The organism is Streptomyces sp. NPDC087859 (genome assembly GCF_044742595.1).
Taxonomy (GTDB): domain Bacteria; phylum Actinomycetota; class Actinomycetes; order Streptomycetales; family Streptomycetaceae; genus Streptomyces; species Streptomyces canus_F.
Genome location: NZ_JBIUUU010000003.1, coordinates 96,262 through 123,018 on the forward strand (window position 1 = coordinate 96,262; position 26,757 = coordinate 123,018).

Sequence of the window (26,757 nt, forward strand, 5' to 3'; positions counted from 1 at the left end):
CACCGGAAAGGGCCCGCCGCCTCAGCAGGCAGCGGGCCCTTTCCGGGGAGGTCGACCGTCAGGCCGTCGTCCACCACACCGTCGTGTCCGAGGGGACCTTCGTCTCGCCGTCCGCCTCCGCGATCTCACCGCTGGTGAGCAGGACGCGGCCGTAGGAGGGGGTCGTGACCGACTCGCCGCTGGTGTTGGCGACGCAGACGAACTCGCCGCGGCGGAAGGCGAGTACGCCCTCGGGAGCGCGGAGCCACTCCACCGACTCACCGGCGCCCAGGTCCGGCTGGGAGCGACGCAGACCCAGTGCCGTGCGGTACAGCTCCAGAGTCGAGCCCGGCTCGCCCGTCTGGGCCTCCACGCTCAGGTCGGCCCAGCTCGCCGGCTGGGGCAGCCAGCTGCCGCCCGCGCCGAAGCCGTACGACGAACCCTCGCGCGTCCAGGGGATCGGCACCCGGCAGCCGTCGCGGAAGCCGTCCTGGCCGGCGCCCCGGAAGTACGCCGGGTCCTGACGGACGTCGTCGGACAGATCCACCACGTCCGGGAGCCCCAGCTCCTCGCCCTGGTAGACGTATGCCGAGCCCGGCAGCGCCAGCATGAGCAGGGTTGCCGCCCTGGCCCGGCGCAGGCCCAGCTCCCGGTCGCCCGCCGTGCGGATCTGGGTGCCGAGGCCGGGCGGGTTGGCGAAGCGGGTCGCGTGGCGGGTCACGTCGTGGTTCGACAGCACCCAGGTCGCCGGTGCGCCCACCGGGGCCATGGCCTCCAGGGTGCGGTCCACCACCTCGCGGAGTTCCGCCGCGTCCCACGCGGTGCCCAGGTACTGGAAGTTGAAGGCCTGGTGGAGCTCGTCCGGGCGGACGTAGTTGGCGGTCCGCTCGACCGTCGGTGTCCATGCCTCGGCCACGAAGATGCGCTCGCCGGGGTACTCGTCGAGGATCGTCCGCCACTGGCGGTAGATGTCGTGCACGCCGTCCTGGTCGAAGAACGGCATGACATCGTTGCCCAGCAGCTTCAGCTGGTCGTGGTCGCCGAGGTCCGGGAGACCCTCCGCCTTCACCATGCCGTGCGCCACGTCGATGCGGAAACCGTCGACGCCCATGTCCAGCCAGAAGCGCAGGATGGAGCGGAACTCGTCGCCGACCGCGGGGTGTTCCCAGTTGAAGTCGGGCTGCTCCGGGGCGAAGAGGTGCAGGTACCACTCGCCGGGCGAGCCGTCCGGTTCGGTGACCCGGGTCCACGCCGGCCCACCGAAGATCGACTCCCAGTCGTTGGGCGGGAGTTCGCCGTTCTCGCCCTTGCCGGGGCGGAAGTGGTAGCGGTCCCGCAGGGCCGAGCCGGGGCCTTCGCGCAGGGCCCGCTTGAACCACTCGTGCTGGTCCGAGGAGTGGTTGGGGACCAGGTCGACGATGATCCGCAGGTTCAGTTCGTGCGCGTCGCGGATCAGCGCGTCCGCGTCGAGCAGGTTGCCGAACATGGGGTCCACGGCCCGGTAGTCGGCGACGTCGTAGCCGGCGTCGGCCTGCGGGGAGGCGTAGAAGGGGCTGAGCCATACGGCGTCCACGCCGAGGTCGCGCAGGTACGGGAGTCGGGAGCGTACGCCTTCCAGGTCGCCCATGCCGTCGCCGTTGCTGTCGGCGAAGCTGCGCGGATAGACCTGGTAGATCACCGCGTCCCGCCACCAGTCGCGGTGCCGGGCGACGGTGGCTACGGCGGAGGTCGGGGCCGGGTCGGCAGTGTGCTGCTGGCTCATGGCGTCCTTGCGTAACGAAGTCATCGGGTCAGGTGGGGGTACGGGGGGGCGGGTGGTGACGAGGCGGCCGCGATCACAGCGGGGTCGGATGGCAATCACGGCCGCCTCGGGTATCAGGGAGGTGTGGGGGGCAACGCCCCCCCCACAAGGGGCGCGGGGAACTGCGCGACCAGCCACGACGGCGCTGAGGCCGATCGACGGCAGAACGCCCCGCTTACCCCTTCGTTCCACCCGCGGTGAGGCCGGTCACCAGGTTCTTCTGGACGAGGTAGAAGAACACCGACACCGGTATCGAGATCAACACCGCGGTCGCAGCCATCAGGTTGCGCTGCGAATCGTGCTCACTCACAAAGCTCTGCAGACCGACCGCGAACGTGTACTTCGTGTCGGACAGCATGAACGTCGACGCGAACGCGACCTCACCGAACGCGGTCAGGAAGCTGTAGAACGCGGCGACCGCGAGCCCTGGCTTGGCGAGCGGCAGGATCAGCCGCGCGAACGTACCGAAGGGGGTCAGCCCGTCGACGCGTCCGGCCTCGTCGATCTCGAACGGGATGGTGTCGAAGTAGCCCTTGAGCAGCCAGGCGCAGTACGGCACCGCGGTCGTGCAGTACACGAGGACGAGCCCAAGGTAGCTGTCGATGAGCTTCAGGTCCGAGAGCATCTGGTACATCGGCACCATGAGTACGGCTACCGGGAACATCTGGGTGACCAGAAGCACCCACATGAACTTCCGGTAGCCCGGAAAGCGCATCCGGGAGACGGCGTAGCCCGTGGTCGCGGCGATCAGCACGCCGATGACGGTGGTGCCGAGCGAGACGATCAGCGTGCTCTTCAGCCAGTCGAAGAAGGCCGTGTGCTGAAGGACGAACGAGTAGTTGTCGAGCGTCATCTTGTCCCAGATGCCCCCGGGGTGGAGGTAGTCGTCCTTGTCCGGACCGAGGGACAGGAAGATCAGCCAGGCGATCGGGAACAGCGCGATCAGGCACGCGACGATCAGGATGCCGTGGGAGACGAACGAGCCGGCGAGGCTGTTCTCGCCACGGCGCCTGACCCGGCGGGGGGCCCGCGAGGGGTGGTCGCTGACCTCGGCGGGGGTGTCGACGGTGGTCGTACTCATGGGGACTCCTGCCTCAGATCGCGAGCTGCTGGTCATTGCGGTTCAGCCAGCGGCGGTAGAAGGAGGTGAAGACGATCAGGATGGCCAGCAGCAGGATGCCGTAGGCGGCGGACTGCGCGAAGTCGCGCGGCTGCTGTCCGAAGCCGAGGAAGTAAGCCCAGGTGACCAGGATCTGGGCGTCGGGGGCGGTGTTGCCGAACAGCAGGAAGATGACGGCGAACTGGTTGAAGGTCCAGATGACGCCGAGGAGCACGACGGTGGAGCTGACGGACCTGAGGCCCGGCAGGGTGACGTGCCTGAAGCGCTGCCAGGCGGTGGCGCCGTCCATCTCGGCGGCCTCGTAGAGCGAACTGTCGATGGACTGCAGTCCGCCGAGCAGCGAGACCATCATGAACGGCACACCGCACCAGGTGTTGACCATGATCGCGGCGAACCGCTGCCAGAAGGTGTCCTCCAGCCACAGTGGTGTCGGCAGATGGAGGGTCTCCAGGAAGCTGTTGATGATGCCGCCGTTGGCGAGCATGAAGCGCCAGCCGAAGACGGTGACGAAGGTCGGCACAGCCCAGGGCAGGACGAGGATCAGCCGGTACAGCGTCCGTCCCCGCAGCTTCTGGTTGAGCAGCAGCGCGAGGCCGAGGCCGAGGCCGTAGTGCAGGGCGACACAGAGTGCCGTCCAGACGATGGTCCAGATGAAGTGCGACCAGAAGCGGTCGTACGCCGTCGGGCCCCACAGGATGTCGGCGTAGTTGTCGAGGCCGATGAACTTGTAGGTGGCGTCGATGTGGTTGACGCCGATGGTGCGGGCCGTGTTGAGGCTGTTGGCGTCGGTGAGCGTGAGGTAGACGCCGTAGATCAGGGGGTAGAGCACGAGGACGCCGAGCACGATCGCCACCGGGGCGATCATCGCGTAGGCGTACCAGTGCTTCTGGTAGCTGCGCTTGAAGCGTTGGCCCAGCCCGGGCCGCGGCGCGCGGTCACCGCGGCGTTTGCCGGTGGCGCGGTCGATGGCGACTGTCATGTTCGACACCTTCTGGAAGTTCAACGGCACTGAGAAGTGGCTGGGCGCAGGCCGGTGGCCGCCGGATCTCTCCCCCTGTCAGGAAATCCGGCGGCCACCCAGGCTCACTTACTGAAGTCCGGGACCAGCTTGCCGATCGCGGTCTCGGCGTTGCTCAGACCCTTGTCCAGGGACTCCTTGCCGCCGGCGATCTTGGGCAGCTCGGTGTCCAGCGGGCCCCACAGGGAGCTGTACTCGGGCAGCGCCGGGCGCGGCTGGGCGGCGGCGAGGACCGTGCCGTAGCCGGCGATGCCCGGGTCGGCCTTGACCTCGGTGGTGTAGGCGTCGTCACGGGTCGGCAGCGTGGAGTTCTTCAGCGCGATGGTCGCCTGGGACTTCGCGGAGGTCATGAAGTTGAGGAACTTCAGCGAGGCCTTCTGGTGGGCGGCGTCGGAGCCGGCGTAGACCGAGAGGTTGTGGCCGCCGGTCGGGGCGCCCGCCTTGCCGGTGGAGCCGGCCGGGACGGTGGCGATGCCGAGGTTGGCCTTGTCCTTGAACGCGGCGCCCTTGTAGAAGTTGGTGATCTCCCACGGGCCCTGGATGATCGCGGCGACCTTGCCGTTGACGAACGCGTCCTGGATGTGGGCGTAGGCGTCGGCGGTGGTGTCGGCCTTGTGCAGGCCCTTGCCGGAGAAGAGGCTCAGCCAGGTGCCGTACGCCTTCTTCGCGGCGTCCGAGTTGACCGTGATCTTCTTGGCGTCGGCGTCGACGGTGTCGGTGCCCTCGCCGTAGAGGAAGGACTGGGCGTAGTAGGCCTGGGTGGAGCCCCAGTAGCCGTCGACGCCGGTCTTGTCCTTGATCGTCGCGGCGGCCTTCTTCAGGTCGTCCCAGGTCTTGGGGGCCTCGACGCCGGCCTTCTCGAAGAGCTCCTTGTTGTATACGAGGGCGAGCGTGTCCGTGACGATCGGGACGCCGTACGTCTTGCCCTCGTACTTGGCCTGCTCGATCAGGTTGGACTTGAACTTGCTCTCGTCGGCGAGGGCCTCGGTGCCGTCGAGCGGCAGGAGGTAGCTCTTCTTGGCGAAGGCGGGGGTCCAGCCGACCTCGGCACGCAGCACGTCCGGGGCGCCCGAGGCGCCGGCGGCGGTGTCGAACTTGTTCTGCGCCTGGTCGAAGGGGACGTTGACGTACTTGACCTTGACGTCCTTGTTGGCGGCCTCGAACTCCTTGATGAGGGCCTTGTAGACAGGCGCCTCATTGGTGGCGTTGGAGGTGTCCCACCAGGTGATGGTGACCGGGCCGTCGGCCTTGTCGCCGCTGTCGCTGTCTCCGCCGCAGGCCGTCGCCGCGAGGGCGAGGGACGCCACCAGCGCGGTGGCCGCTATGCCACGCCGCATGAGTTCTCCTTGAGGGTGAAAGCCCGTATGTGCAGGGATGGCCCCGTCTGCCGCCCTGCTTGTGCAGGTGGCGGTCCCGTCCGCCGTCCCTGCCGCTGTCCGACTGCGCCGTTGCGGCCGCCGGGCGTGGCCGAACGTAACAGCGTTGTAAGCGGCGCGAAAGACCTTGCAGCAAAAAAGTGCAAGACGTCATCGAAGTTATCCGGGCGTGACCTGTCGGCAACTGCCGTGAGACGCTTGTTTCCGGCGGTGGGACGGCATAACGGGGGTTGTGCAAGACTCTGCAAGCTCTTGCCATCACTTTCACGAGGGAGCGCGATGACGCAGCAACCCGGACCCGGCCGGCCAACAGGTCGGTCGCGACGTCCAATTGGTGTGCAAGGGCAGATACGGGCGGTACAGTCCACCCCTGTGACCACACGGCTTGCCGACATCGCTGCACAGGCGGGGGTCAGTGAAGCGACTGTCAGCCGCGTCCTCAACGGGAAGCCCGGCGTCGCCTCCACCACCCGCCAGTCCGTGCTGGCCGCACTCGACGTGCTCGGCTACGAACGCCCGGTGCGTCTGCGCCAGCGCAGCGAGGGCCTGGTGGGGCTGATAACGCCGGAGCTGGAGAACCCCATATTCCCGGCGCTGGCCCAGGTCATCGGGCAGGCGCTGACGAGGCAGGGCTACACCCCCGTCCTCGCCACCCAGACCCCGGGCGGCTCCACCGAGGACGAGCTCACCGAGATGCTCGTCGACCGGGGCGTGGCCGGCATCATCTTCGTCTCCGGACTGCACGCGGACACCTCCGCCGACATGCAGCGCTACGAGCAGCTGCGCGGCCAGGGTGTGCCGTTCGTGCTCGTGGACGGCTTCTCGCCGAAGGTGCAGGCGCCTTTCATCTCCCCCGACGACCGCGCGGCGATGACGCTCGCGGTGACGCATCTGATCTCGCTGGGGCACACGAGGATCGGCCTGGCGCTGGGTCCCAAGCGGTTCGTGCCCGTCCAGCGCAAGATCGACGGCTTCGTCCGCGCGATGCAGGACCAGCTGGGCCTGACCGCGGAGACGGTCGAGACGGAGCTCGTCCAGCACTCGCTCTACACCCTGGAGGGCGGTCAGGCGGCCGCCTCGGCGCTGATCTCCCGCAACTGCACGGCGGTGGTGTGCGCGAGCGACATGATGGCGCTGGGCGCGATACGGGCGGCCCGGCAGCTCGGTCTGGACGTGCCGAAGGACGTCTCGGTGGTCGGCTTCGACGACTCCCCGCTGATCGCCTTCACCGACCCGCCTCTCACCACGGTCCGCAAGCCGGTGCCGGCGATGGGCCAGGCCGCGGTGCGCACGCTGCTCGAGGAGATCGGCGGCACGCCCGCTCCGCACAGTGAGTTCGTGTTCATGCCGGAGCTGGTGGTGCGCGGTTCGACGGCTTCGGCCCCTGGGGACCGAAATCGTCCGTAAGGCGGAGAATCCGGGGTGCTGCGGCCCTGCGCCGGTAGGAGGCCGGGGACTCGTCTCGCCGTAGAACGTGCGTCCCGGACAGGACCGAGGGATGATCTGGGGGCAAGGGCTTTTCTGGCAGACTCTGTGTCCATGGGTGATTCGACCGTGACGACACTGGAAGGCCGCGAAGAGGCCGTTCCCCAGCCTGTCGCGGCCGATACGAGGCCGGGCTTCCTGCGCCGGCTGCGGACCCCGCGCCGCCCCCGCCTCTGGTTCGAGATCCTGCTGATCGCGGTGAGTTACTGGACCTACTCGCTGATCCGCAACGCGGTCCCGGAGCAGAGGGCCGAGGCGCTGCGCAACGCCGACTGGATCTGGCGGGTCGAGCACGACCTGGGGATCGCGGTCGAGGAGTCGGTCAACCACGCGGTGAATTCCGTGACTTGGCTGATCGTGGGCATGAACTACTACTACGCGACGCTGCACTTCGTGGTGACGCTCGGTGTCCTGGTGTGGCTCTTCCGCAGTCATCCCGGCCGTTACGCGGCGACCCGCATGGTGCTGTTCGCGACGACACTCGTGGCCCTTGTCGGTTACTACCTGTATCCGCTGGCCCCGCCCCGCCTGATGAACGGCGGCGACTTCATCGACACGGTGATGGTCCACCAGACGTGGGGCTCGATGGCCTCCGGCGACCTCAAGAACATGTCCAACCAGTACGCCGCGATGCCGTCCATGCACATCGGCTGGTCCCTGTGGTGCGGCCTGACGATCTTCGCGCTGGCGTCGGTGCCCTGGGTGCGCGTCCTGGGCCTCCTCTACCCGACGGCCACCCTCGTGGTCATCGTCGCCACCGCCAACCACTTCTGGCTCGACGCGGTGGGCGGCATGCTCTGCCTGGCCTTCGGCTTCGCGGTGGCACGACTCTGGTACGGCGCCCTGCCGTACCGCTTGCCGCGGCTGGTGCCGGCACCGGCCCTCAGGCAGTCCCGGCCGCGGCCCGCATCGCCGCGATGAACGCCCGCAGGGCCGGCTGGGGCGGGGCCGTCTCGCGTACGGCCGCGTAGATCGAGCGGGCCGGCTCCGGACTCCGCAGCTCCCGTACGACCACTCCCGGCCGGACGCCGACCCCCAGCCCGAGCCGCGGGATGAGGCTCACCCCGAGCCCCGCCGCGACGAACCCCTGAGCGGTGACGTAGTCCTCGCTCTCGACCACGAAGCGCGGCCGGAACCCCGCCGTCTCGCAGGCGGTGAGCTGGGCGTCGAGGCAGGGGCCGGGCCATTCGCTGCCGACCCAGGGTTCCTCCGCGAGGTCGGCCATCTCCAGCGCTTCGGCCTCCGCCAGGGGGTGGCCCTCGGGAAGTACCGCGAGGTACGGGTCGTCCAGCAGGTGCAGGAACCGCACGCCCTCCTGGCCGGAGGCGCGTGGCCCCACGACCAGCGCCAGATCCGCCCGGCCCTCCCGCACGTCCGGCAACGGGTCCTCGGGGTCGATGAGCTTCAGCTCGATCTGTACGCCGGGATGCTCCCTCCGCAGCCGGGCGACCGCCGGGGCGACCAGAGAAGCGCCCGCCGTCGCGAAGTACCGCACCGACAGCCGGCCCGTCCGTCCCGCGAGCAGATCCGCCAGGGCGGTCTCCGCCTCGGCGACCTGGCGGCTGATCGTGTCCGCGTACTCGGTCAGGAGCAGCCCCGCCGCCGTGGGCCGCACCCCTCTGCCGACCCGCTCCAGCAGATCCGTCCGCGCCTCCTTCTCCAGCGCGGCGATCTGCTGGCTCACGGCGGAGGGCGTGTAGCCCAGCACCGTCGCCGCCCCCGTCACCGACCCGCTGCTCACCACGGCCCGCAGTACCTGCATCCGACGCACATCCAGCATGTAGTTCAGCTTAACAAACCATCCAGAACTCTTCACTTGTCCTCACGCGTCACCTCCCGGACCGTAGAGGCATGTCTCCCGCCTCCACGCTCCGCATGACCGCCCTCGCCCTCCTGTGGGGCTCGGGGTTCCTCTGGATCAAGCTCGCCCTCAACCACGGCCTCTCCCCCGCGCAGATCACCGTCGTCCGCTGCGCGCTCGGCACGGCGACCCTGCTGGTCCTGGCCCGCGCGGCCGGTCAGCGAATGCCCCGCTCACGGGCCACCTGGGGTCATCTGGTCGTGGCCGCGCTGTTCTGCAACGCCATCCCGTTCGCCCTGTTCGCGGTGGGTGAGCAGAGCCTCGACTCGGGGATCGCGGGCGTCCTGAACGCGACCACACCCCTGTGGTCGCTGCTGATCGGCCTGCTCCTCGGCACCGACCGCGGCCTGCGCCCCCTGCGCCTCGCCGGTCTCTTCCTCGGCTTCGCCGGCACGGTCCTGATCTTCGCCCCCTGGCACCGCTCGGGCCTGCTGAGCTGGAGTGCGCTCGCCCTGCTGGGGGCCGCGGCGAGCTATGCCGTGGCGTTCGCGTACATGGCCCGCAACCTCACGGACAAGCAGGCGCCGATGGCGATGTCCGCGGCGCAGCTGCTCATGGCGACGGGTTGGACGACACTGTCCCTTCCGCTCGCGGGCCCGGTCGACGCCGACATGACCGCCCTCCTCGCGGTGACCGCCCTGGGCGTCCTGGGCACGGGCGTGACCTTCTACCTCAACTACCGCCTGATCGCGGACGAGGGCGCGACGACCGCGGCGACGGTGGGTTATCTGCTGCCGGTGGTGTCGGTGGCGCTGGGTGCGGTGCTGTTGGACGAGCAGGTCGGAGTACGGGTGCTCATCGGCATGGCGATCGTCCTGGCAGGCGTGGCGATGACACGCGTGAAAGGGGCGCGGGGCTGTGTCGAATCTGCGGCTACCGCCGCGCGGGCGCGAGCAACCACGACGGCGCCGCGCCCGAAGGAAGAGCTCTACGCCCCGTAGAACAATGTCTCCACCACGGCCCGGGCCCGCCGCCCCGTACGCCGATAGTCATCCAGCATGTCCCCCGCATGCCCGGGCCCATACCCCAAGTACCGCCCCACAGCGGCCAGTTCACGCGGATCAGTGGGGAAGGTGTCTCCCGCCCTCCCCCGGACCAGCATCACCGCATTGCGCACCCGAGTCGCCAACACCCAAGCCTCGTCAAGGATCTCGGCGTCCTCCCCGGCGATGAGCCCCGCGGCGCACGCCGCGGCAAGCGCCTCCCGCGTCCGCGTGGTCCGCAGCCCCGGCTCCGCCCACCCGTGCTGCAACTGCATGAGCTGCACGACCCACTCGACGTCGGACAGCCCACCCGGTCCCAGCTTGGTGTGCAGCTTCGGGTCGGCGCCGCGAGGCAACCGCTCCGACTCCATCCGCGCCTTCAGCCGCCGAATCTCCCGTACGGCATCGTCACCGAGTCCCTCCGCCGGATACCGCAGCGGATCGATCAGCTCGATGAAACGCCGCCCCAGATCCTCGTCACCGGCGACGACCTCGGCCCGCAGCAGGGCCTGCGACTCCCAGACCAGCGACCACCGGCGGTAGTACGCCTCGTACGACTTCAACGTCCGTACGAGCGGCCCCGACTTGCCCTCGGGGCGCAGGTCCGCGTCGATCAGCAGGGGCGGGTCGGCGCTCGGGAGCCGCAGCAGACGGCGCATCTCGGAGACGACCTTGTTGGCGGCCTCGGAGGCCGACTGCTCGGGCACGCCGTTGCGCGGCTCATGGACGAACAGGACGTCCGCGTCGGAGCCGTAGCCGAGTTCGTGACCGCCGAAGCGGCCCATGCCGATGACGGCGAACCGGGTGGGCAGGGTGTCGCCCCAGGTGTCGCGGACCACCGCGCGCAGGGTGCCCGCGAGGGTCGCCGCGTTGAGATCGGAGACGGCGCCGCCGACCCGGTCCACCAGGGCTCCCTGGTCGGCCTCGGCGGGCTGGGTCTCGGTGCCGTAGGAGCCGACGATGTCGGCGGCGGTGATACGGAACAGCTCGCGGCGGCGTACTCCGCGGGCCGCGGTGACCGCCTGCGTGGCGCCGTCCGCGCGGCTGACCGCGGCGAGGATCTCCTGCTCCAGCGCCGCCCGGCCGCGCGGTTCGAGCCCACCGTCGCTGTCGCCCAGCAGCGCCACGGCTTCCGGTGCGCGCATGAGCAGGTCGGGGGCGAGGCGCCCGGCGGACAGCACGCGGGCGAGGTTCTCGGCGGCGGCGCCCTCGTCGCGCAGCAGCCGCAGATACCAGGGGGTCTTGCCCAACGCGTCCGACACCTTGCGGAAGTTGAGCAGGCCCGCGTCCGGGTCGGCGGAGTCGGCGAACCAACCCAGCAGTACGGGAAGGAGAGTTCGCTGGATCGCGGCCTTGCGGGTGACGCCGGAGGCGAGCGCCTCCAGGTGCCGCAGGGCCGCGGCCGGGTCGACGTACCCGAGCGCGACCAGCCGCTCCCGGGCGGCCTCGGGGCGCAACCGGGTCTCGCCGGACGCGAGTTGGGCGACGGCGTCGAGCAGCGGCCGGTAGAAGAGTTTCTCGTGCAGTCGCCGTACGACACTGGTGTGCCGCTTCCACTCGCGGTTCAGCTCGGCGACCGGATCCGTGCGCAGGCCCAGGGAGCGGCCGATACGGCGCTGGTCGGCGTCGTCCTCGGGGACGAGGTGGGTGCGGCGCAGCCGGTAGAGCTGGATGCGGTGCTCCATGGAGCGCAGGAAGCGGTAGGCGTCGTCGAGTTGTACGGCGTCGTCGCGGCCGACATAGCCGCCGGCGGCGAGGGCCTGGAGCGCGTCGAGGGTGGTGCCGCTGCGGAGGGAGGCGTCGGCCCGGCCGTGCACCAACTGCAGCAGCTGCACCGCGAATTCGACGTCGCGGAGGCCACCGGGACCCAGCTTCAGCTCACGCTCGACCTCGGCGACCGGGATGTTCTCGATGACCCGGCGCCGCATCTTCTGCACGTCGGCGACGAAGTTCTCGCGCTCGGCGGCCTTCCAGACGAGGGGTTCCAGCGCGCTGACGTACTGGTCGCCGAGCTCGATGTCCCCGGCGACCGGGCGGGCCTTGAGGAGGGCCTGGAACTCCCAGGTCTTGGCCCAGCGCTGGTAGTAGGCGAGGTGGCTGGCGAGTGTCCGCACCAGCGGGCCGTTGCGGCCCTCGGGCCGCAGGTTGGCGTCGACGGGCCAGATCGACCCCTCCACGGTGGTCTCGGAGCAGATCCGCATCATGTGCGAGGCGAGCTTGGTGGCGGACCGCATGGCCTTGCCCTCGTCGGCCCCCTCGACGGCCTCGCCGACGAAGATGACATCGACGTCGGACACGTAATTGAGCTCATGGCCACCGCACTTGCCCATCGCGATGACGGCGAGCCGGCACAGCGCGGCGTCGTCGGGAGCGGCGGCGCGGGCGATGGCGAGGGCGGCGCGCAGGGTCGCGGTGGCGAGGTCGGCGAGCTCGGCGGCGGTCTCGGCGATGTCGGTGGTGCCGCACACGTCACGGGCGGCGATGGACAGCAGACAGCGCCGGTAGGCGACGCGCAGGGAGACCGGGTCGTCGGCCTCGGCGAGCCCGCGCTCGAACTCCTCCACACCGGGGTGCAGATCGCGCGGCTCGTACATGACGAGCGCCTGCCAGTCCCCCGCGTGCCGGGCCAGATGCTCGGCCAGCGCGGCGGAGGCCCCCAGCACACCCAGCAGACGGTCGCGCAACGGCTTGGCCGCTATCACCGTGTCCAGCAGCTCCCTGCGGGCGGCGGGGGCGGGCTGTGCCTCCAGGAGCCGTACGAGGCCGTGCAGCGCGAGATCGGGGTCGGCGGTGGCCCCGAGGGCTTCCAGCAGCACGGGATCATTGCGTACGCCGGTCAGCTCCGGGCCGTCCAGCAGCCGCTCGGCAGCCGAGGGATCGGTGAACCCGTGCCGCAGCAGCCGACTGAAGGTACTGCTCCTGCGCCCCGGCGCCGTCATCCTCGGCCTCCTCCGATCAAGGTCATACGTGCTTGAGCCTAACCGCAGAGGGTGAGAGAAGCGCCGGGACGGATCGAGCGGGTGAGACGCGGCCCGGTCCCGGTGGCCGGGGGTGGGGAATGGGCGCGGGACGTGGGGGCGGGGAAGCGACCGGACGCCGGGGCGTCGGGTCTGAGGCCAGGAAGCGACCGCCGGACGCCGAGGCGTCGAAGCGCCGGAACGACCGGCCGCCGGGGTCGGCAGCAACCTCCGGGCGCCGGAGCGAGGCAGCGACCGCCGGACGCCGGAGCTAGGCAGCAACCGCCGGACGCCGGAGCGAGGCAGCAACCGCCGGACGCCGGAGCGAGGCAGCAACCGCCGGACGCCGGAGCGAGGCAGCGACCGCCGGGCGCCGGAGCGAGGCTGCGACCGGACGCCAGGCTAGGCAGCAACCTCCGGACGCCGAGACCAGGCAGCAACCGCCGGACGCCGAGGCCAGGAAGCAACCAGCGGACGCCGGAGGGCCGGAGCGAGGCTGCGACCGGACGCCAGGCTAGGCAGCAAGCAGCGGACGCCGAGGCCAGGCAGCAACCTCCGGACGCCGAGGCCAGGCAGCAAGCAGCGGACTCCGGAGGGCCGGAGCGAGGCTGCGACCGGACGCCGGGCTAGGCAGCGGCCAGCGGACGCCGGAGCCCGGTGCGACCGGGCGCCGGGGCTGGGCAGCGGCCTCCGGGCGTCCCGGCGTCGGCGGCGGGATGCGAGCGCCGGGCGCCGGGGTGGTGTCAGCGGGTCACCACCAGCGTGGCCGGGCGGGACGCGTCGGTGAGGATCTTGTCGCCGGGCATGCGGCCCGGGGCCGTGGTGCCTTCGAGGGGTGGCAGGAAGGCGGCCGCGACGGGGTGGCCGGCAAGGGGGACGTACACCCGTTGGACGGTGCCGGGAGTGCCCTTGCCGGGCAGGGTGGCGTACTGGACGTCGAGGCAGCGGGCGCGCAGCCGGGTCAGTACGGCCGTCACGGACGTGCCCGGTTCGACCGACGGGAGGACCAGCTGCGAGGGCTTCTCGCACCCGGGGTCGCCCGGCGGCGGGACGGGCTGTCCGGACCGACCCCCGTGCGGTCCGGACAGGGTCAGACTGCTGAGGTCGCCGACGGTGCCGTTCGTGGTGTCGACGCGGATCGTGTCGTCGCGCAGCCACTGCAGCGGGTGTCCGTCGAGGTCGGCCCGCACCCAGTCCGCGGTGTCGACCAGGAAGCCCGTCTCGACGGCGGCCTCCTCGGGTGGCACGAGCCGCCGGGGCGCCCGCCCGCGCGTGGCCCGTTCCGTACGGGCCTCGGACCAGTGCCGCAGCACCACCAGCAGCCGCCCGTCGGGGCGGGCGAAGGGGTGTGCGCGGCCCGCGGAGACGGCGTAGGACCCGGCCGCGGTGACCGCCTCACGGGAGGCCCCGTGGAGCTGGACGCCGCCGCGGGTGCCGAGCGTGAAGCGCACGGTGGTGAAGGCCTCGGCCTTCTCGGGCGCGGCCTCGGGGGCGGCCTTCGTGGTCGCGGACTCGCAGCCGGTGGCGAGCAGGGCCGCGACGAGCATGGCGGCGCCCGTGGCGAGGGCGGCGGGCCGGTGCGGACGCGGGTGGCCGCGACCGTCGTAGGGGCGCAGGTGGGAACGCATGGGATGCCTCCGTGTCCTCCGGCAGCCGAAGTGCTGTCGGAATCGACGATGCTCCGCTCAACTGCCCGGGCCCATTCGTCATTTGACGAATCCCGGTGTTCACGGGCGGCGCGGGAGTACGTTCGCAGGAGGCGAGACCCTCCTCGGGAGGCACCCATGACGACGGCCGAAGTCCACATGCGGCGCATGGCCGATGTCCTGGAGGAGGCGCGGCGGGATCTGTCGGGCGGCGTTCCGCCGAAGTCCCTGTTGCTGGGGTTGCAACGCCTGGTCCCCTGCGACGACGCCAGTTTCTGCGAGCTGGACATCCCGACCAGGCGGAAGCTCAACAGCCAGGAGACGATCGAGGAGGACGGCGACTGCGGGATGGACGCGTACTGGCCCTGGCGCCACCAGCACCTGCAGTGCCTGCAGGTCTGCCGGCCGCACGACGTTCCCGAGACGACGCAGATGGCGGACTTCCTCTCGGTGCGGGAACTGCGGAACCTGCCGATCTACACGGAGTTCCTGGCCCCGTGCCCAACCATCGCGGACATCGCCCTGCCCACCGCCCCGAACCGCACCCGTGTGTTCCAGTTCTTCCGTACGGGCTCCAAACCGTTCACCGCGCACGAGATGACCACCCTGGAGCTGCTGGCTCCCCATGTGTACGAGATCTACAAGGAGGCCGCCCGCAGGCACCGGCCTCCCGTGCGACTGACCCCACGCGAGTTCGACGTCCTGCGATGTGTGGCCCGGGGTCTGGACACCCCGCAGATCGCCGAGCAGCTCTCGGTCTCCCCGAGCACGGTCCGCAAGCACCTGGAGAACGCCTTCGGCAGGCTGGGGGTGTCGAGCCGTACGGCCGCGGTGGCCCGTGTCTTCCCCGACCCGGAAATCCTGTGACCGATGAGTTCTGGATCCGCCGCCGGTCTGTCCTGCGAGGCAACGAGTCTGGAGGCCCGTCCATGATCGACAAGCAACCCCGTGCCCGTCTCGACACCCGCTACAGCGACGGCACGGCCACCGTGGCCGACTGGTCCGAGGCGCTGAAGATCCTCGTCGGGGCCGAGCTGTTCTGGATCTCCACGGTCCGGCCGGACGGGCGTCCGCATGTGACCCCGCTGCCCGCGGTCTGGTCGGGCGGCGCGCTGCACTTCTGCACGGGTCCGGAGGAGCGCAAGGCCCGCAATCTCGCGGCGAACCCGCACGTCGTGCTGACGACCGGCGTCAACACCTGGAACGAGGGCTACGACCTCGTCGTGGAGGGCGAGGCGGTGCGCGTCGTCGATGACGGGCGGCTCGGGGAGCTGGCGGCCGCGTGGGAGGAGAAGTACGGGGAGTTCTGGCGCTTCGAGGTGCGGAACGGCGGCTTCCAGCACGGTGCCGGGCACGCTTTCGTCTTCTCGGTGGCGCCGCGCACGGTTTTCGGCTTCGGTAAGGGGGAGCCGTTCAGCCAGACCCGCTGGCGGTTCGACTGACGTGACAAGGGAGTCAACGCCATGGACATGTCCCTCGAAGTGATCCTGCTGCCGGTTTCCGATGTGGATCGAGCCAAGGAGTTCTATCAGGACAAGGTCGGTTTCCACGTGGACCTCGACGGCGAGGTGATGGAGGGCGTACGGATCGTCCAACTGACGCCGCCGGGCTCGGGCTGTTCCATCGCCCTGGTCGACGGCCTCCAGGTCCCCACGGGCACACCGCAGCCGGGCACGTACCACGGCATGCAGCTGTGCGTCACGGACGCGAAGGCGGCGTACGAGGAGCTGACGGCGCGCGGCCTCGACGTCAGCGAGCCGGTGCAGTTCGCCCCGCAGGACGGTGCCACCTTCATGTACTTCAAGGACCCGGACGGAAACGGCTGGGCGATCCAGGAGTACAAGCGCCGCGAGACGGAGCCGCTGCACCAGGTGCTGGCGAAGCTGGCAGGCAAGTAGCGCACGTGCGGGGGCGCGGGCCGGCCCGCGCCCCCGTCGTCACGCCCTGGAGGTCTGCGTCGCGCAGTTGAGAAGCGCCCCGTTGTCGGTCTGGCACGCCGTCACTGTCACGGAAACGCCTTCACCGATGGACAGGTTGACGTTCTCGTAGTCGCCGTTGCCGCCCGTGGCCCATATCTCCTTGTAGCCCCCGCTCCACGAGGCCGAGACGAACACACCACGCCCGTCGGTCCAGCTGTCGTCGGCGATGAGGTGCTCGCCGTACGCCTGGAATCCGGCGTACCCGACCTGGGTGTTGCCGTCCTCCTTGTAGAACCAGAAACTGCAGTCCCTGCCACCGTCGTCGTCCGCGGACGCGGTACAGGTGTGAACGTTGTTGTCGGCCCAGGCGACACCCGAGACGGTGCCGACCAGAACCGCCGCGGCCGCGCCGACGAGCCCCACCCTTGCGCGAGTTCGCATGCAATCGCTCCTTGATCACTGACTGATGTGGCGCGATCATGCCACGGCTTGGGATGTTCTCGGCAGGTATTTGCGGACACGCGAAAGGGCCGACGGTCCATGACCGTCGGCCCTTCCTGTGTATACGTGCCTACAGCACCGGAAGGTTCTTCCGCAGCTCGAACGCGGTCACCTCGGAGCGGTACTCCTCCCACTCCTGCCGCTTGTTCCGGAGGAAGAAGTCGAAGACGTGCTCGCCCAGCGTCTCGGCGACCAGGTCGCTGTTCTCCATGAGGGTCAGGGCCTCGCCGAGGTTCTGCGGGAGGGGTTCGATGCCCATCGCGCGGCGCTCGGCGTTCGACAGCGCCCAGACGTCGTCCTCGGCGCCCGGCGGGAGCTCGTAGCCCTCCTCGATGCCCTTGAGGCCGGCGGCCAGCAGGACGGCGTACGCCAGGTACGGATTGGCGCCGGAGTCGATCGAGCGGACCTCGATACGGGCGGAGCCGGTCTTGCCGGGCTTGTACATGGGGACGCGGACCAGGGCCGAGCGGTTGTTGTGGCCCCAGCAGATGTACGAGGGGGCCTCGCCGCCGGCGCCCGCCGTGCGCTCCGAGCCGCCCCAGATGCGCTTGTAGGAGTTGACCCACTGGTTGGTGACCGCGGAGATCTCCGCGGAGTGCTTCAGCAGGCCCGCGATGAAGGAACGGCCGACCTTGGAGAGCTGGTACTCCGAGCCCGACTCGTAGAACGCGTTGCGGTCGCCCTCGAAGAGGGAGAGGTGCGTGTGCATCCCGGACCCCGGGTGCTCACTGAACGGCTTCGGCATGAACGTCGCCTGGACGCCCTGCTCCAGCGCCACCTGCTTCATGACCAGGCGGAACGTCATGATGTTGTCCGCCGTGGAGAGCGCGTCGGCGTAGCGGAGGTCGATCTCCTGCTGGCCGGGGGCGCCCTCGTGGTGGGAGAACTCCACCGAGATGCCCATCGACTCCAGCATGGTGATCGCCTGGCGGCGGAAGTCCATGCCGATGTTCTGCGGGGTGTGGTCGAAGTAGCCCGAGTTGTCGGCCGGCGTGGGACGGGTGCCGTCCAGCGGCTTGTCCTTCAGCAGGAAGAACTCGATCTCGGGGTGGGTGTAGAAGGTGAAACCCAGGTCCGAGGTGCGGGCCAGCGCGCGCTTGAGCACGTAGCGCGGGTCCGCGAAGGACGGCGAGCCGTCCGGCATGAGGATGTCGCAGAACATCCGGGCCGTACCGGGCGCCTCGGCGCGCCACGGCAGGATCTGGAAGGTCGACGGGTCCGGCTTGGCGATCATGTCGGACTCGTAGACCCGGGCGAAGCCCTCGATCGCGGAGCCGTCGAATCCGATGCCCTCGTCGAAGGCCTGTTCCAGTTCGGCCGGGGCCACGGCGACGGACTTGAGGAAGCCCAGCACGTCCGTGAACCACAGGCGTACGAACCGGATGTCGCGCTCCTCCAACGTCCGGAGCACGAACTCCTGCTGCTTGTCCATCTTCAGCTTCCCCATCCTTGCTGGTCAGGCCACCTGTCTGCGGTCCCGCGCGAGACGGTCGGGCACCTGAGCATCCCACCACAACACCATTTCATCCGTGTTGCGGACCATGATCGGCGGGCCGACCTCCGGGCGAACGCCTCACGTACGGCAGGTGTACTGTTCTGCCGCCCATCTTGCCTGCTCGGACCCGTATAAGTAATGCCGGGCGTGTCGGAACCTCGGCGGACCCGGATCTCCGCGGGCGCCCGGTCTTCGGCCATTCCTGTGCCCTCCCTTTCTGGAGACACCTCCTTCCCCATTACGATCAGCGGACCCGACCGGCCCTCCTTACCCAGAAGGACACACCCCATGGGTTCCGCCAAGAACAAGAACTCCGCCGAGCGCCAGGCTCGAATAGCGGAGATGCGGCGTGCCGAACAGGCCCGCGAACGCCGTAACCGGCTCCTCACGATCGGGGCGAGCGTGGCCGTCGTCACCGCTCTCGTCGTGGGCGGCGTCGTGCTCGTGCGGTCGCAGGACGACGGCGGCAGCACGACGGCCGACTCCAGCAACCCGGGCCACTGGACCACGGGCAAGGACGGGGTGAAGACGTGGTCGTCGAAGCTCTCCCAGACCCACGTCACCAAGACCGTGAAGTACCCGATGACGCCCCCGGCCGGCGGTGACCACGACGCCCGCTGGATGAACTGCAACGGCGACGTCTACACCAAGGAACTCAACAACATGAACGCCGTGCACTCGCTGGAGCACGGTTCGGTCTGGGTGACGTACACCTCCAAGGCCAAGAAGGCCGACATCGACGCGCTGGCGGCGAAGGTGAAGAAGACGCCGTACACGCTGATGAGCCCGTACGAGAAGCAGGCGGCCCCGATCATGCTGACGGCGTGGGGCCACCAGCGGACGGTGACGAGCGCCGCCGACCCGAACGTCGACAAGTTCTTCGAGACGTACGTCCAGGGCGAGCAGACTCCGGAGAAGGGTGCGACGTGCCAGGGCGGTCTGTCGTAGTGAGGAAGGCCGGCTGGATCGCCTCGGGCGCGGCGGCGGTGCTCGTCGCGACCGGGGGGATCACCTACGCCGTCACCCAGGACGACGGCTCCGCCGACACCCCGACCGCGGACTCCGCGGACGCCGGGTTCGCGCGGGACATGGCGGTGCACCACCAGCAGGCGGTGGAGATGTCGTTCATCGTCCGCGACCGTACGAAGGACGAGGACGTACGGCTGCTCGCGTACGACATCGCGCAGACGCAGGCCAACCAGCGCGGCATGCTGCTGGGCTGGCTGGATCTGTGGCGTCTGCCGAAGGTGTCGTCGGACCCGCCGATGACCTGGATGGACATGGGCGGCATGGCCTCCGGCGAGGACGGCGCGCTGATGCCGGGCATGGCGACCAACACGGAGATGGAGAAGCTGAGGAAACTCAGCGGCAAACAGGCCGAGATCTTCTATCTCCAGCTCATGACCGACCACCACAAGGGCGGCATCCACATGGCCGAGGGCTGCGTGGAGCGCTGCAAGGTGAAGGTGGAGAAGGACATCGCGCAGGGCATGGTCAACGCGCAGGAGTCGGAGATCGGCCTGATGACGGACATGCTGAAGGAGCGCGGCGCGAAACCGCGTTCCTAGAGGGTCTTCGAGGGCCTTAGAGGGTTAACCCTCGGTTCTCGTGGCGCCTTAACCTTCAAATGGCCTTGTCATTAGGTTAATTGGGGTCTTCTTGGGACTCGTATTCCCCTGGCATGAACGGTTCATCGAAAGAGTGGCCACCGTCGAGTGATCCACTCGAGACGAACCGCATACAGGGGGTTCCATGAGATCCAACCGCGCCACTCTGCGTGCCGGTGTGAGCATGGCAGCGACACTGCCCATGATCGCCGGCGCGCTGGCGCTCGGCATACCCGCGGCGCACGCCGCGGACGGCCCGGCACGGGACACACTGGCCGGCACCCGGCCCGCGTGGGCCACGGCCAAGGCCGACAAGGGCGCCACCGCCGACAGTTCACAGGTCTCCGCCCGGGTCTACCTCGCCGGCCGGGACGCGACCGGCCTCGCCGCGTACGCGAAGTCCGTGTCCGACCCGGCTTCGGCGTCGTACGGCAAGTACCTGAGCGCCCAGCAGGCGCAGGCCCGCTTCGGCGCCACGAAGGCCCAGGTGGCCGCGGTGAAGTCGTGGCTGGCGTCCGCGGGCCTGAAGGTCACCGGTGTCACGCGGCACTACGTCTCCGTCTCCGGTGACGTGGCCGCCGCCGAGAAGGCGTTCGGCACCCAGCTGCACAACTACGCCAAGGGCTCCAAGACCTACCGCGCCCCGTCGAGGACGGCCTCCGCACCGGAGAGCCTGAACGGCGCCGTGCTGACCGTCACCGGCCTGGACAACGCCCCGCACAAGGCGAGCCACAAGGACCAACTGCCCGGTCCGGGCGCCGTGTTCAAGAACTCGGGGCCGTTCTCGTCGTACTACGGCTCGAACACCGCGAGCACCCTGCCCGACGCGTACGGCGGCAAGATCCCGTACGCCGTCAAGGGCTACACGGGCAAGCAGCTGCGGGCCGCGTACGGCGCGGGCTCGTACACGGGCAAGGGGGTGCGCGTCGCCATCACCGACGCGTTCGCCTCGCCGACCATCGCCTTCGACGCGCAGACCTACGCGAAGAAGCACGGCGACCCCGCCTGGAAGACCGGCCAGCTGTCCCAGGTGCTGCCCAAGAACTACAGGTACACCGGCGCCGACGAGTGCGACGCCTCCGGCTGGTACGGCGAGGAGACCCTCGACGTCGAGGCCGTGCACGCGGTCGCGCCGGACGCGAACGTCACCTACGTGGGCGCCTCGTCCTGCATGGACGACGACCTGCTGGACTCCCTCAGCAAGATCGTCGACAAGCATCTGGCCGACCTCGTCTCCAACTCCTGGGGTGACATCGAGGCCAACCAGACGCCGGACCTCGCCGCCGCCTACGACCAGGTCTTCCAGTTCGGCGCGGTCGAGGGCATCGGCTTCTACTTCTCCTCCGGCGACAACGGCGACGAGGTCGCCAACACCGGGACGAAGCAGGTCGACACCCCGGCCAACTCGGCGTGGGTGACGGCGGTCGGCGGTACCTCGCTGGCGGTCGGCAAGGGCGACAAGTACCTGTGGGAGACCGGCTGGGGCACCGAGAAGGCCACGCTGTCCGCGGACGGCAAGAGCTGGACGAACTTCCCCGGCGCGTTCACCTCCGGTGCGGGCGGCGGCACCAGCAAGACGGTCGCCGAGCCCTTCTACCAGAAGGGTGTCGTCCCGGACGCGCTCGCCAAGGCCAACAACGCCGCCGGCAACCGCGTCGTCCCGGACATCTCCGCGATCGCCGACCCGAACACCGGCTTCCTGGTCGGCCAGACGCAGACCCAGGCGGACGGCTCCGAGTCGTACAGCGAGTACCGCATCGGCGGCACCTCGCTGGCCTCGCCGGTCATCGCGGCCGTCCAGGCCCTCGCCCAGGAGGCGCGCGGCGGCAAGGCGATCGGCTTCGCCAACCCGTCGATCTACGCCAAGTACGGCACGAAGGCCTACCACGACGTCACCGACAACCCGACGAGCCGCCAACTGGCCGTCGCGCGCGTGGACTTCGTGAACGGCTATGACGCCACGGACGGTCTGACCACGTCGGTCCGCTCCCTCGGCAAGGACAGCTCGCTGTCCGCCGTGAAGGGCTACGACGACGTCACGGGCGTGGGCACGCCCGCGAACGGCTACGTCGAATCGTTCCGCCGCCACTGAGACCGATGGGGTGGCGTGAGGTGACGTACACCTTGCGCCACCCCATCGCGTCGCTCTGACGATTACACTGGGCCCGTGCCTCCACTGAACTTCTGGTCGATCTATCAGCACGGGTTCGCACGCGTGGCCGCCTGTACGGGCCACACCGTCATCGCCGACCCGCCCGCCAACGCCGAATCGGTCCTGCGGCACGCGCGCCGGTGCGCCGAGGAGGGCGTCGCCGTCGCGGTCTTCCCCGAGATGGTCCTGTGCGGCTACTCCATCGAGGACCTGCTGCTCCAGGACGCACTGCTCGACGAGGTCGAGGCGGCCCTCGCGACCGTGGTGGCCGGGTCGGCCGACCTGCTGCCGATCCTGGTCGTCGGCGCCCCGCTGCGGCACCGCAACCGGATCTACAACTGCGCGGTGATCATCCACCGTGGCCGGATCCTCGGCGTCGTGCCCAAGTCGTACCCCCCGAACTACCGGGAGTTCTACGAGCGCCGGCAGATCGCCGACGGCGCCGACGAGCGCGGCGGCACGATCCGGGTCGGCGGCGCATCCGTACCGTTCGGGGTGGACCTGCTCTTCGAGGCGGCGGACGTCCCCGGTCTCGTGCTCTTCGCCGAGATCTGCGAGGACATGTGGGTCCCGGTGCCGCCGAGCGCGGAGGCCGCCCTCGCCGGTGCGACCCTCCTCGTCAACCTCTCCGGCAGCCCGATCACGGTCGGCCGCGCCGAGGACCGCAAACTGCTGTGCCGCTCGGCGTCCTCACGCTGCCTCGCCGCGTACGTCTACGCGGCGGCCGGCCTGGGCGAGTCGACCACGGACCTGTCCTGGGACGGCCAGACGATGATCTACGAGAACGGCGTCCTGCTCGCCGAGAGCGAGCGCTTCCCGCTCGGCGACTCGTACGCCATCGCCGACGTGGACCTCGACCTGCTGCGCCAGGAGCGGCAGCGGATGGGCACGTTCGACGACAACCGCCGCACCCACAGGGCCCGGACGGCCGACTTCCGGACGGTCTCCTTCGAACTCGACCCGCCCCTCACCGACCTGGGACTGCGCCGTCACCTGGAGCGCTTCCCGTTCGTGCCGGCCGACGCCGACCGTCTCGCCCAGGACTGCTACGAGGCCTACAACATCCAGGTCGAGGGCCTCCAGCAGCGCCTCGCCGCGATCGGCGGCCCGAAGGTCGTCATCGGGGTGTCCGGCGGCCTCGACTCCACGCACGCCCTGATCGTCGCCGCCCGTGCGATGGACCGCGCGGGGCGCCCGCGCAGCGACATCCTGGCCTGGACCCTGCCCGGCTTCGCCACCAGCGACCACACCAAGGACAACGCCCACGCCCTGATGCGCTCGCTCGGCGTCACCGCGGCCGAGCTGGACATCACGCCCACCGCTCGTCTGATGCTCAAGGAGATGGGCCACCCGTTCGCCTCCGGCGAGCCGGTGTACGACGTCACCTTCGAGAACGTGCAGGCCGGCCTGCGCACCGACTACCTCTTCCGGCTCGCCAACCACCACAACGGCATCGTGCTCGGCACCGGCGATCTGTCGGAGCTGGCGCTGGGCTGGTCCACGTACGGCGTGGGTGACCAGATGAGCCACTACAACGTCAACTCCGGCGTACCGAAGACACTGATCCAGCATCTGATCCGTTGGGTCATCAGCAGCGGCCAGTTCGACGACGGGACCGGCAAGATCCTCTCCGCGATCCTCGACACGGAGATCAGCCCGGAGCTGGTGCCGGGTGAGGAGATGCAGTCCACCGAGTCCAAGATCGGCCCGTACGCGCTGCACGACTTCACCCTGTTCCACGTACTGCGCTACGGGTTCCGGCCGTCGAAGATCGCGTTCCTGACCTGGCACGCCTGGCACGACACGACCACCGGCGCCTGGCCGCCCGGCTTCCCCGAGGAGAAGCGGGGGTCCTACGACCTGGCGGAGATCCGGAAGTGGCTGGAGGTCTTCTGCCGCCGCTTCTTCGCGTTCGCCCAGTTCAAGCGCTCGGCGATGCCGAACGGACCGAAGGTGTCGGCGGGCGGTTCACTGTCGCCGCGAGGTGACTGGCGCGCACCGTCGGACAGTTCGGCAAGGGCCTGGCTGCGCGACCTGGAACGCTTCGACCTGCCGGACTGACCTTGGGGGGCCTGCCGTACGGGAGTCATTCACCCCGGACGGGACGGGCCCGCACCGGCGCAACGGCGAGCAGGGGACGTACCGGGGGGTGTCCGCCCGCAGCGTCGGGCGACCAACCAAGCGCACATCCCCAGAAGGACAGCACCGCCCGACCGAGGACGGACACCCCCCGGTGCGGCACCGACCCCCAACGACGAGTAGTGCGCAACGCACGCCCCCACCGCAGCCGCCACGGGCCGCCGCAGGCATACGAACCGCGCCCGCACTCAGACCCGCACAGCGTCCCCCCGCTCAGGCAGGTGAGACGCAACCACCCGCTCCCGCCCACTCTCCGACACAACCACCCGCCGCCGATCCACGACAGATGCGGCCCCAGCCACCACCAGCCCCAGCACCGCGAGCACCGCACCCGCGACCGCCGGAGACGTCACCCCGAAGCCCGCGGCCAACGCGAGCCCCCCGATCCACGCACCCCCGGCGTTCGCCAGGTTGAAGGCGGCCTGATTGGCGGAGGAGGCCAAGGACGGCGCCGACGAGGCCTTCTCCATGACCATCAGCTGAAGCGGCGACCCCGTGACAAAGGCGGCCACGCCGAGCAGCACCACGGCCACCCCGGCACTCCACTGCGCACCCATCAGAACCGGGAACAGGGCCAGCACCACAACCAACGAGACCAGCCCCCCGAACAACGTCCCCCGCATCGCGTGATCGGCCAGCCGCCCGCCCACGAGGTTCCCCACCGTCGCCCCGACCCCGAACAGCGCGAGCAGCAGCGTCACACTCCCGTCGGCGAACCCGGCGGAGTCGGTGAGCATCGGCGTGACGTAGCTGTACGCGGCGAACAGCGCCCCGAAGCCCGCGACGGTCGTACCGAGCGCCAGCCAGACGGGAAGCGACTTCAGCGCCGCGAGCTCGCCACGCAGCCCGGCACCGGAGCCCGCGACCACCCGGTCGTGCGGGATCAGCGAGGCCAGGGCCGCGATCGCGGCCAGCCCGATCGCGCTGACACCGAGGAACGTGGCCCGCCACCCGAGGTGCTGCCCCATGAGCGTGGCGACGGGCACGCCGGCGACGTTGGCGACGGTGAGACCGAGGAACATCAGGGACACGGACCGTGCCTTGCGCTCCGGCGCGACCATGCTCGTGGCGACGACGGCACCGACACCGAAGAAGGCACCGTGCGGCAGACCGCTCAGGAACCGGGCGGCGAGCAGCCAGTGGTAGTCGGGGGCGAAGGCGGAGGCCGCGTTGCCGACGATGAACAGCGCCATCAGCCCGATCAGGACCGTACGACGGGACATCCTGGCGGTCACGGCGGCCAGCAGCGGGGCGCCGATCACGACGCCCAGGGCGTACGCCGAGACCAGGTGTCCGGCGGTGGGGATGGCGATGTGGAGATCGTCCGCGACCTCGGGCAGCAGCCCCATCATCACGAACTCGGTGGTGCCGATGCCGAAGGCGCCGACGGCCAGGGCGAGCAGGGCCAGGGGCATGAAGTGCCTGTGCCTTTCGAAGGTAGTTCCGCGGTGCTTATGTTCATCTGCGGAACAAAGCCTCTCGGGCTCAGTATTCCATGCGGTCAGGAAGACGTGTCGACCTTCACACGGGCAGCCAGCGGAAGGTGGTCGCTCCCCGTCTCCGGCAGCGTCCAGGAGCTCTCCGGCTCGACACCCTTCACCAGGATCTGGTCGATCCGCGCCATCGGGAACGACGCCGGCCAGCTGAACCCGAACCCGCTGCCGGCCGCGCCCTGCGTGGAGCGCATCTGGGAGGTGACGGCGTTCAGGGCGCGGTCGTTCATCGTGCCGTTGAGGTCGCCGAGCAGCACGATCCGCTGCAACGGCTCGTCGGCGATGGCCTCACCGAGCGCGTCGGCGCTCTTGTCGCGCTGCCGGGCCGTGAACCCGGCCTCCATCTTCACGCGGACCGACGGCAGGTGGGCGACGTAGACCGCGAGCTGGCCCTCGGGGGTGGCCACCGTGGCGCGCATGGCGCGCGTCCAGCCCAGCTTGATGTCGACGGGCCGGACCGCGGTCAGCGGGTACTTGCTCCACAGCCCGACGGTGCCCTGCACCGAGTGGTATTTGTACGTCGCCGCCAGCGCCTTCTCGTACGTCGGCACCGCCCCCGCGGTCAGCTCCTCCAGCGCCACCACGTCCGCCCCGGACGCGGCCACGTCACGGGCGGTGCCGGACGGGTCGGGGTTGTCGGCGTTGACGTTGTGCGTGGCCACCGTGAGATCGCCGCCGGAGCCGGTCTTGTCGGTGAGCAGACCGCCGAAGAGGTTGAGCCAGACGACCGCCGGGAGTAGCACGGCGATCAGGGCGGTCACCGACTTGCGTACGACGCCGAGGATCAGCAGCACCGGCACGAAGAGGCCCAGCCAGGGCAGGAAGGTCTCGATCAGGCTGCCGAGGTTGCCGATGCGGTTGGGGATGCGCGAGTGCACCAGCATCACCAACGCGAGGACCAGCGCCAGCGCGGCGACGACCAGGCCGCGGCGCCAGATTCTCGGGTCGCCTCGCCATCCGGTGAGCAGCCGTTCGAGCAGGCGCCGGAACCTGGAGCTCTGGCGCTCGGGTCCCGAGCCACCGTTGTCCGTCTCCTCCATGTACGCCTGCTGCGCCATACCGCGTCGCCTCACTGACCGCCGTGCATCCGTCCGTCCCCCCGTGTCTCAAGACCCTAGGGGATGATCGGTTCTGTTCTCGCCGTCCGATGACGGCCGTACCCGTACGAGCACGAACAAGTCGGTGCCGCCAGTTCCGCGCACGGAGGCAGAAAGCGCCCTCTGTG

The 26,757-nt window shown here is 69.8% G+C and carries 21 protein-coding genes; 10 read left to right on the top strand and 11 right to left on the bottom strand.

Going from position 1 to position 26,757, the window contains the following annotated elements; genetic code table 11:
* Positions 1 to 58: 58 nt before the first annotated feature.
* The 4 genes from ACIOHP_RS07835 to ACIOHP_RS07850 form a co-directional block, all read right to left on the bottom strand.
* Positions 59 to 1,741 carry a glycoside hydrolase family 13 protein gene (locus ACIOHP_RS07835; protein ID WP_361538661.1) on the bottom strand — a complete coding sequence of 561 codons (1,683 nt, stop codon included), beginning with the start codon at positions 1,739 to 1,741 and terminating at the stop codon, positions 59 to 61.
* Between the two features lie 214 nt (positions 1,742 to 1,955).
* Positions 1,956 to 2,861, bottom strand: coding sequence for an ABC transporter permease subunit (locus ACIOHP_RS07840; protein ID WP_361538659.1), 906 nt, complete (start codon positions 2,859 to 2,861; stop codon positions 1,956 to 1,958).
* A 13-nt stretch (positions 2,862 to 2,874) separates the two neighbouring features.
* Positions 2,875 to 3,879 carry a carbohydrate ABC transporter permease gene (locus ACIOHP_RS07845; protein WP_401884302.1) on the bottom strand — a complete coding sequence of 335 codons (1,005 nt, stop codon included), beginning with the start codon at positions 3,877 to 3,879 and terminating at the stop codon, positions 2,875 to 2,877.
* Positions 3,880 to 3,983: 104 nt separating this feature from the next.
* On the bottom strand, positions 3,984 to 5,255 hold the full coding sequence (locus ACIOHP_RS07850) for an extracellular solute-binding protein (protein ID WP_401884304.1): 1,272 nt from the start codon (positions 5,253 to 5,255) through the stop codon (positions 3,984 to 3,986).
* Positions 5,256 to 5,666: 411 nt separating this feature from the next.
* Here ACIOHP_RS07850 and ACIOHP_RS07855 point away from each other — a divergent pair, with 411 nt between their 5' ends.
* A complete protein-coding gene (locus ACIOHP_RS07855; RefSeq protein WP_307031759.1) occupies positions 5,667 to 6,701 on the top strand; it encodes a LacI family DNA-binding transcriptional regulator in 1,035 nt (344 codons plus the stop codon).
* A gap of 132 nt (positions 6,702 to 6,833) precedes the next feature.
* Positions 6,834 to 7,700: a phosphatase PAP2 family protein gene (locus ACIOHP_RS07860; RefSeq protein ID WP_401884307.1), complete on the top strand. Its 867-nt coding sequence runs from the start codon at positions 6,834 to 6,836 to the stop codon at positions 7,698 to 7,700.
* Here ACIOHP_RS07860 and ACIOHP_RS07865 read toward each other — a convergent pair.
* Complete coding sequence (locus ACIOHP_RS07865; protein WP_401884309.1) at positions 7,663 to 8,559, bottom strand: LysR family transcriptional regulator; 897 nt, start codon at positions 8,557 to 8,559, stop codon at positions 7,663 to 7,665. The two genes, ACIOHP_RS07860 and ACIOHP_RS07865, sit on opposite strands and share 38 nt — an antisense overlap.
* A gap of 71 nt (positions 8,560 to 8,630) precedes the next feature.
* On the opposite strand from ACIOHP_RS07865, the gene ACIOHP_RS07870 reads away from it, so the two are divergent.
* Positions 8,631 to 9,581: a DMT family transporter gene (locus tag ACIOHP_RS07870; RefSeq protein WP_401884311.1), complete on the top strand. Its 951-nt coding sequence runs from the start codon at positions 8,631 to 8,633 to the stop codon at positions 9,579 to 9,581.
* On the opposite strand, the gene ACIOHP_RS07875 is transcribed toward ACIOHP_RS07870, so the two are convergent.
* Positions 9,569 to 12,562 (bottom strand): bifunctional [glutamine synthetase] adenylyltransferase/[glutamine synthetase]-adenylyl-L-tyrosine phosphorylase, encoded by a 2,994-nt coding sequence (locus tag ACIOHP_RS07875; RefSeq protein WP_361538647.1) that lies wholly within the window; start codon positions 12,560 to 12,562, stop codon positions 9,569 to 9,571. The genes ACIOHP_RS07870 and ACIOHP_RS07875 overlap by 13 nt on opposite strands.
* A gap of 761 nt (positions 12,563 to 13,323) precedes the next feature.
* Entirely contained in the window at positions 13,324 to 14,208 is an 885-nt protein-coding gene (locus ACIOHP_RS07880) for a hypothetical protein (protein ID WP_401884314.1), read from the bottom strand.
* Positions 14,209 to 14,364: 156 nt separating this feature from the next.
* Between ACIOHP_RS07880 and ACIOHP_RS07885 the strand changes: the two genes are divergently transcribed.
* From ACIOHP_RS07885 to ACIOHP_RS07895, 3 genes are all read left to right on the top strand, one after another.
* Positions 14,365 to 15,093, top strand: a complete 729-nt coding sequence (locus tag ACIOHP_RS07885; protein WP_401884317.1) for a LuxR C-terminal-related transcriptional regulator — start codon at positions 14,365 to 14,367, stop codon at positions 15,091 to 15,093.
* A gap of 62 nt (positions 15,094 to 15,155) precedes the next feature.
* Positions 15,156 to 15,668, top strand: coding sequence for a pyridoxamine 5'-phosphate oxidase family protein (locus ACIOHP_RS07890; RefSeq protein ID WP_361538641.1), 513 nt, complete (start codon positions 15,156 to 15,158; stop codon positions 15,666 to 15,668).
* Between the two features lie 21 nt (positions 15,669 to 15,689).
* Positions 15,690 to 16,124 (top strand): VOC family protein, encoded by a 435-nt coding sequence (locus tag ACIOHP_RS07895; protein ID WP_401884320.1) that lies wholly within the window; start codon positions 15,690 to 15,692, stop codon positions 16,122 to 16,124.
* Between the two features lie 39 nt (positions 16,125 to 16,163).
* Here the strand turns inward: ACIOHP_RS07895 and ACIOHP_RS07900 are convergent, their stop codons facing one another.
* Positions 16,164 to 16,586 carry a hypothetical protein gene (locus ACIOHP_RS07900; RefSeq protein WP_351689099.1) on the bottom strand — a complete coding sequence of 141 codons (423 nt, stop codon included), beginning with the start codon at positions 16,584 to 16,586 and terminating at the stop codon, positions 16,164 to 16,166.
* A 130-nt stretch (positions 16,587 to 16,716) separates the two neighbouring features.
* Entirely contained in the window at positions 16,717 to 18,078 is a 1,362-nt protein-coding gene (locus tag ACIOHP_RS07905; protein ID WP_327716723.1) for a glutamine synthetase family protein, read from the bottom strand.
* A 351-nt stretch (positions 18,079 to 18,429) separates the two neighbouring features.
* Here ACIOHP_RS07905 and ACIOHP_RS07910 point away from each other — a divergent pair, with 351 nt between their 5' ends.
* From ACIOHP_RS07910 to ACIOHP_RS07925, 4 genes are all read left to right on the top strand, one after another.
* Positions 18,430 to 19,089, top strand: coding sequence for a DUF3105 domain-containing protein (locus tag ACIOHP_RS07910; RefSeq protein WP_361538638.1), 660 nt, complete (start codon positions 18,430 to 18,432; stop codon positions 19,087 to 19,089).
* Positions 19,068 to 19,709, top strand: a complete 642-nt coding sequence (locus tag ACIOHP_RS07915; RefSeq protein WP_401884325.1) for a DUF305 domain-containing protein — start codon at positions 19,068 to 19,070, stop codon at positions 19,707 to 19,709. Before ACIOHP_RS07910 ends, ACIOHP_RS07915 begins: the two co-directional genes overlap by 22 nt.
* 184 nt (positions 19,710 to 19,893) lie before the next feature.
* Positions 19,894 to 21,840, top strand: coding sequence for a protease pro-enzyme activation domain-containing protein (locus tag ACIOHP_RS07920; RefSeq protein ID WP_401884327.1), 1,947 nt, complete (start codon positions 19,894 to 19,896; stop codon positions 21,838 to 21,840).
* A gap of 75 nt (positions 21,841 to 21,915) precedes the next feature.
* Positions 21,916 to 23,961, top strand: a complete 2,046-nt coding sequence (locus ACIOHP_RS07925) for an NAD(+) synthase (protein ID WP_361538632.1) — start codon at positions 21,916 to 21,918, stop codon at positions 23,959 to 23,961.
* A gap of 266 nt (positions 23,962 to 24,227) precedes the next feature.
* Here the strand turns inward: ACIOHP_RS07925 and ACIOHP_RS07930 are convergent, their stop codons facing one another.
* Positions 24,228 to 25,454, bottom strand: coding sequence for an MFS transporter (locus ACIOHP_RS07930; RefSeq protein WP_401884331.1), 1,227 nt, complete (start codon positions 25,452 to 25,454; stop codon positions 24,228 to 24,230).
* A gap of 86 nt (positions 25,455 to 25,540) precedes the next feature.
* On the bottom strand, positions 25,541 to 26,590 hold the full coding sequence (locus ACIOHP_RS07935) for an endonuclease/exonuclease/phosphatase family protein (protein ID WP_361538628.1): 1,050 nt from the start codon (positions 26,588 to 26,590) through the stop codon (positions 25,541 to 25,543).
* Between the last annotated feature and the right edge of the window lie 167 nt (positions 26,591 to 26,757).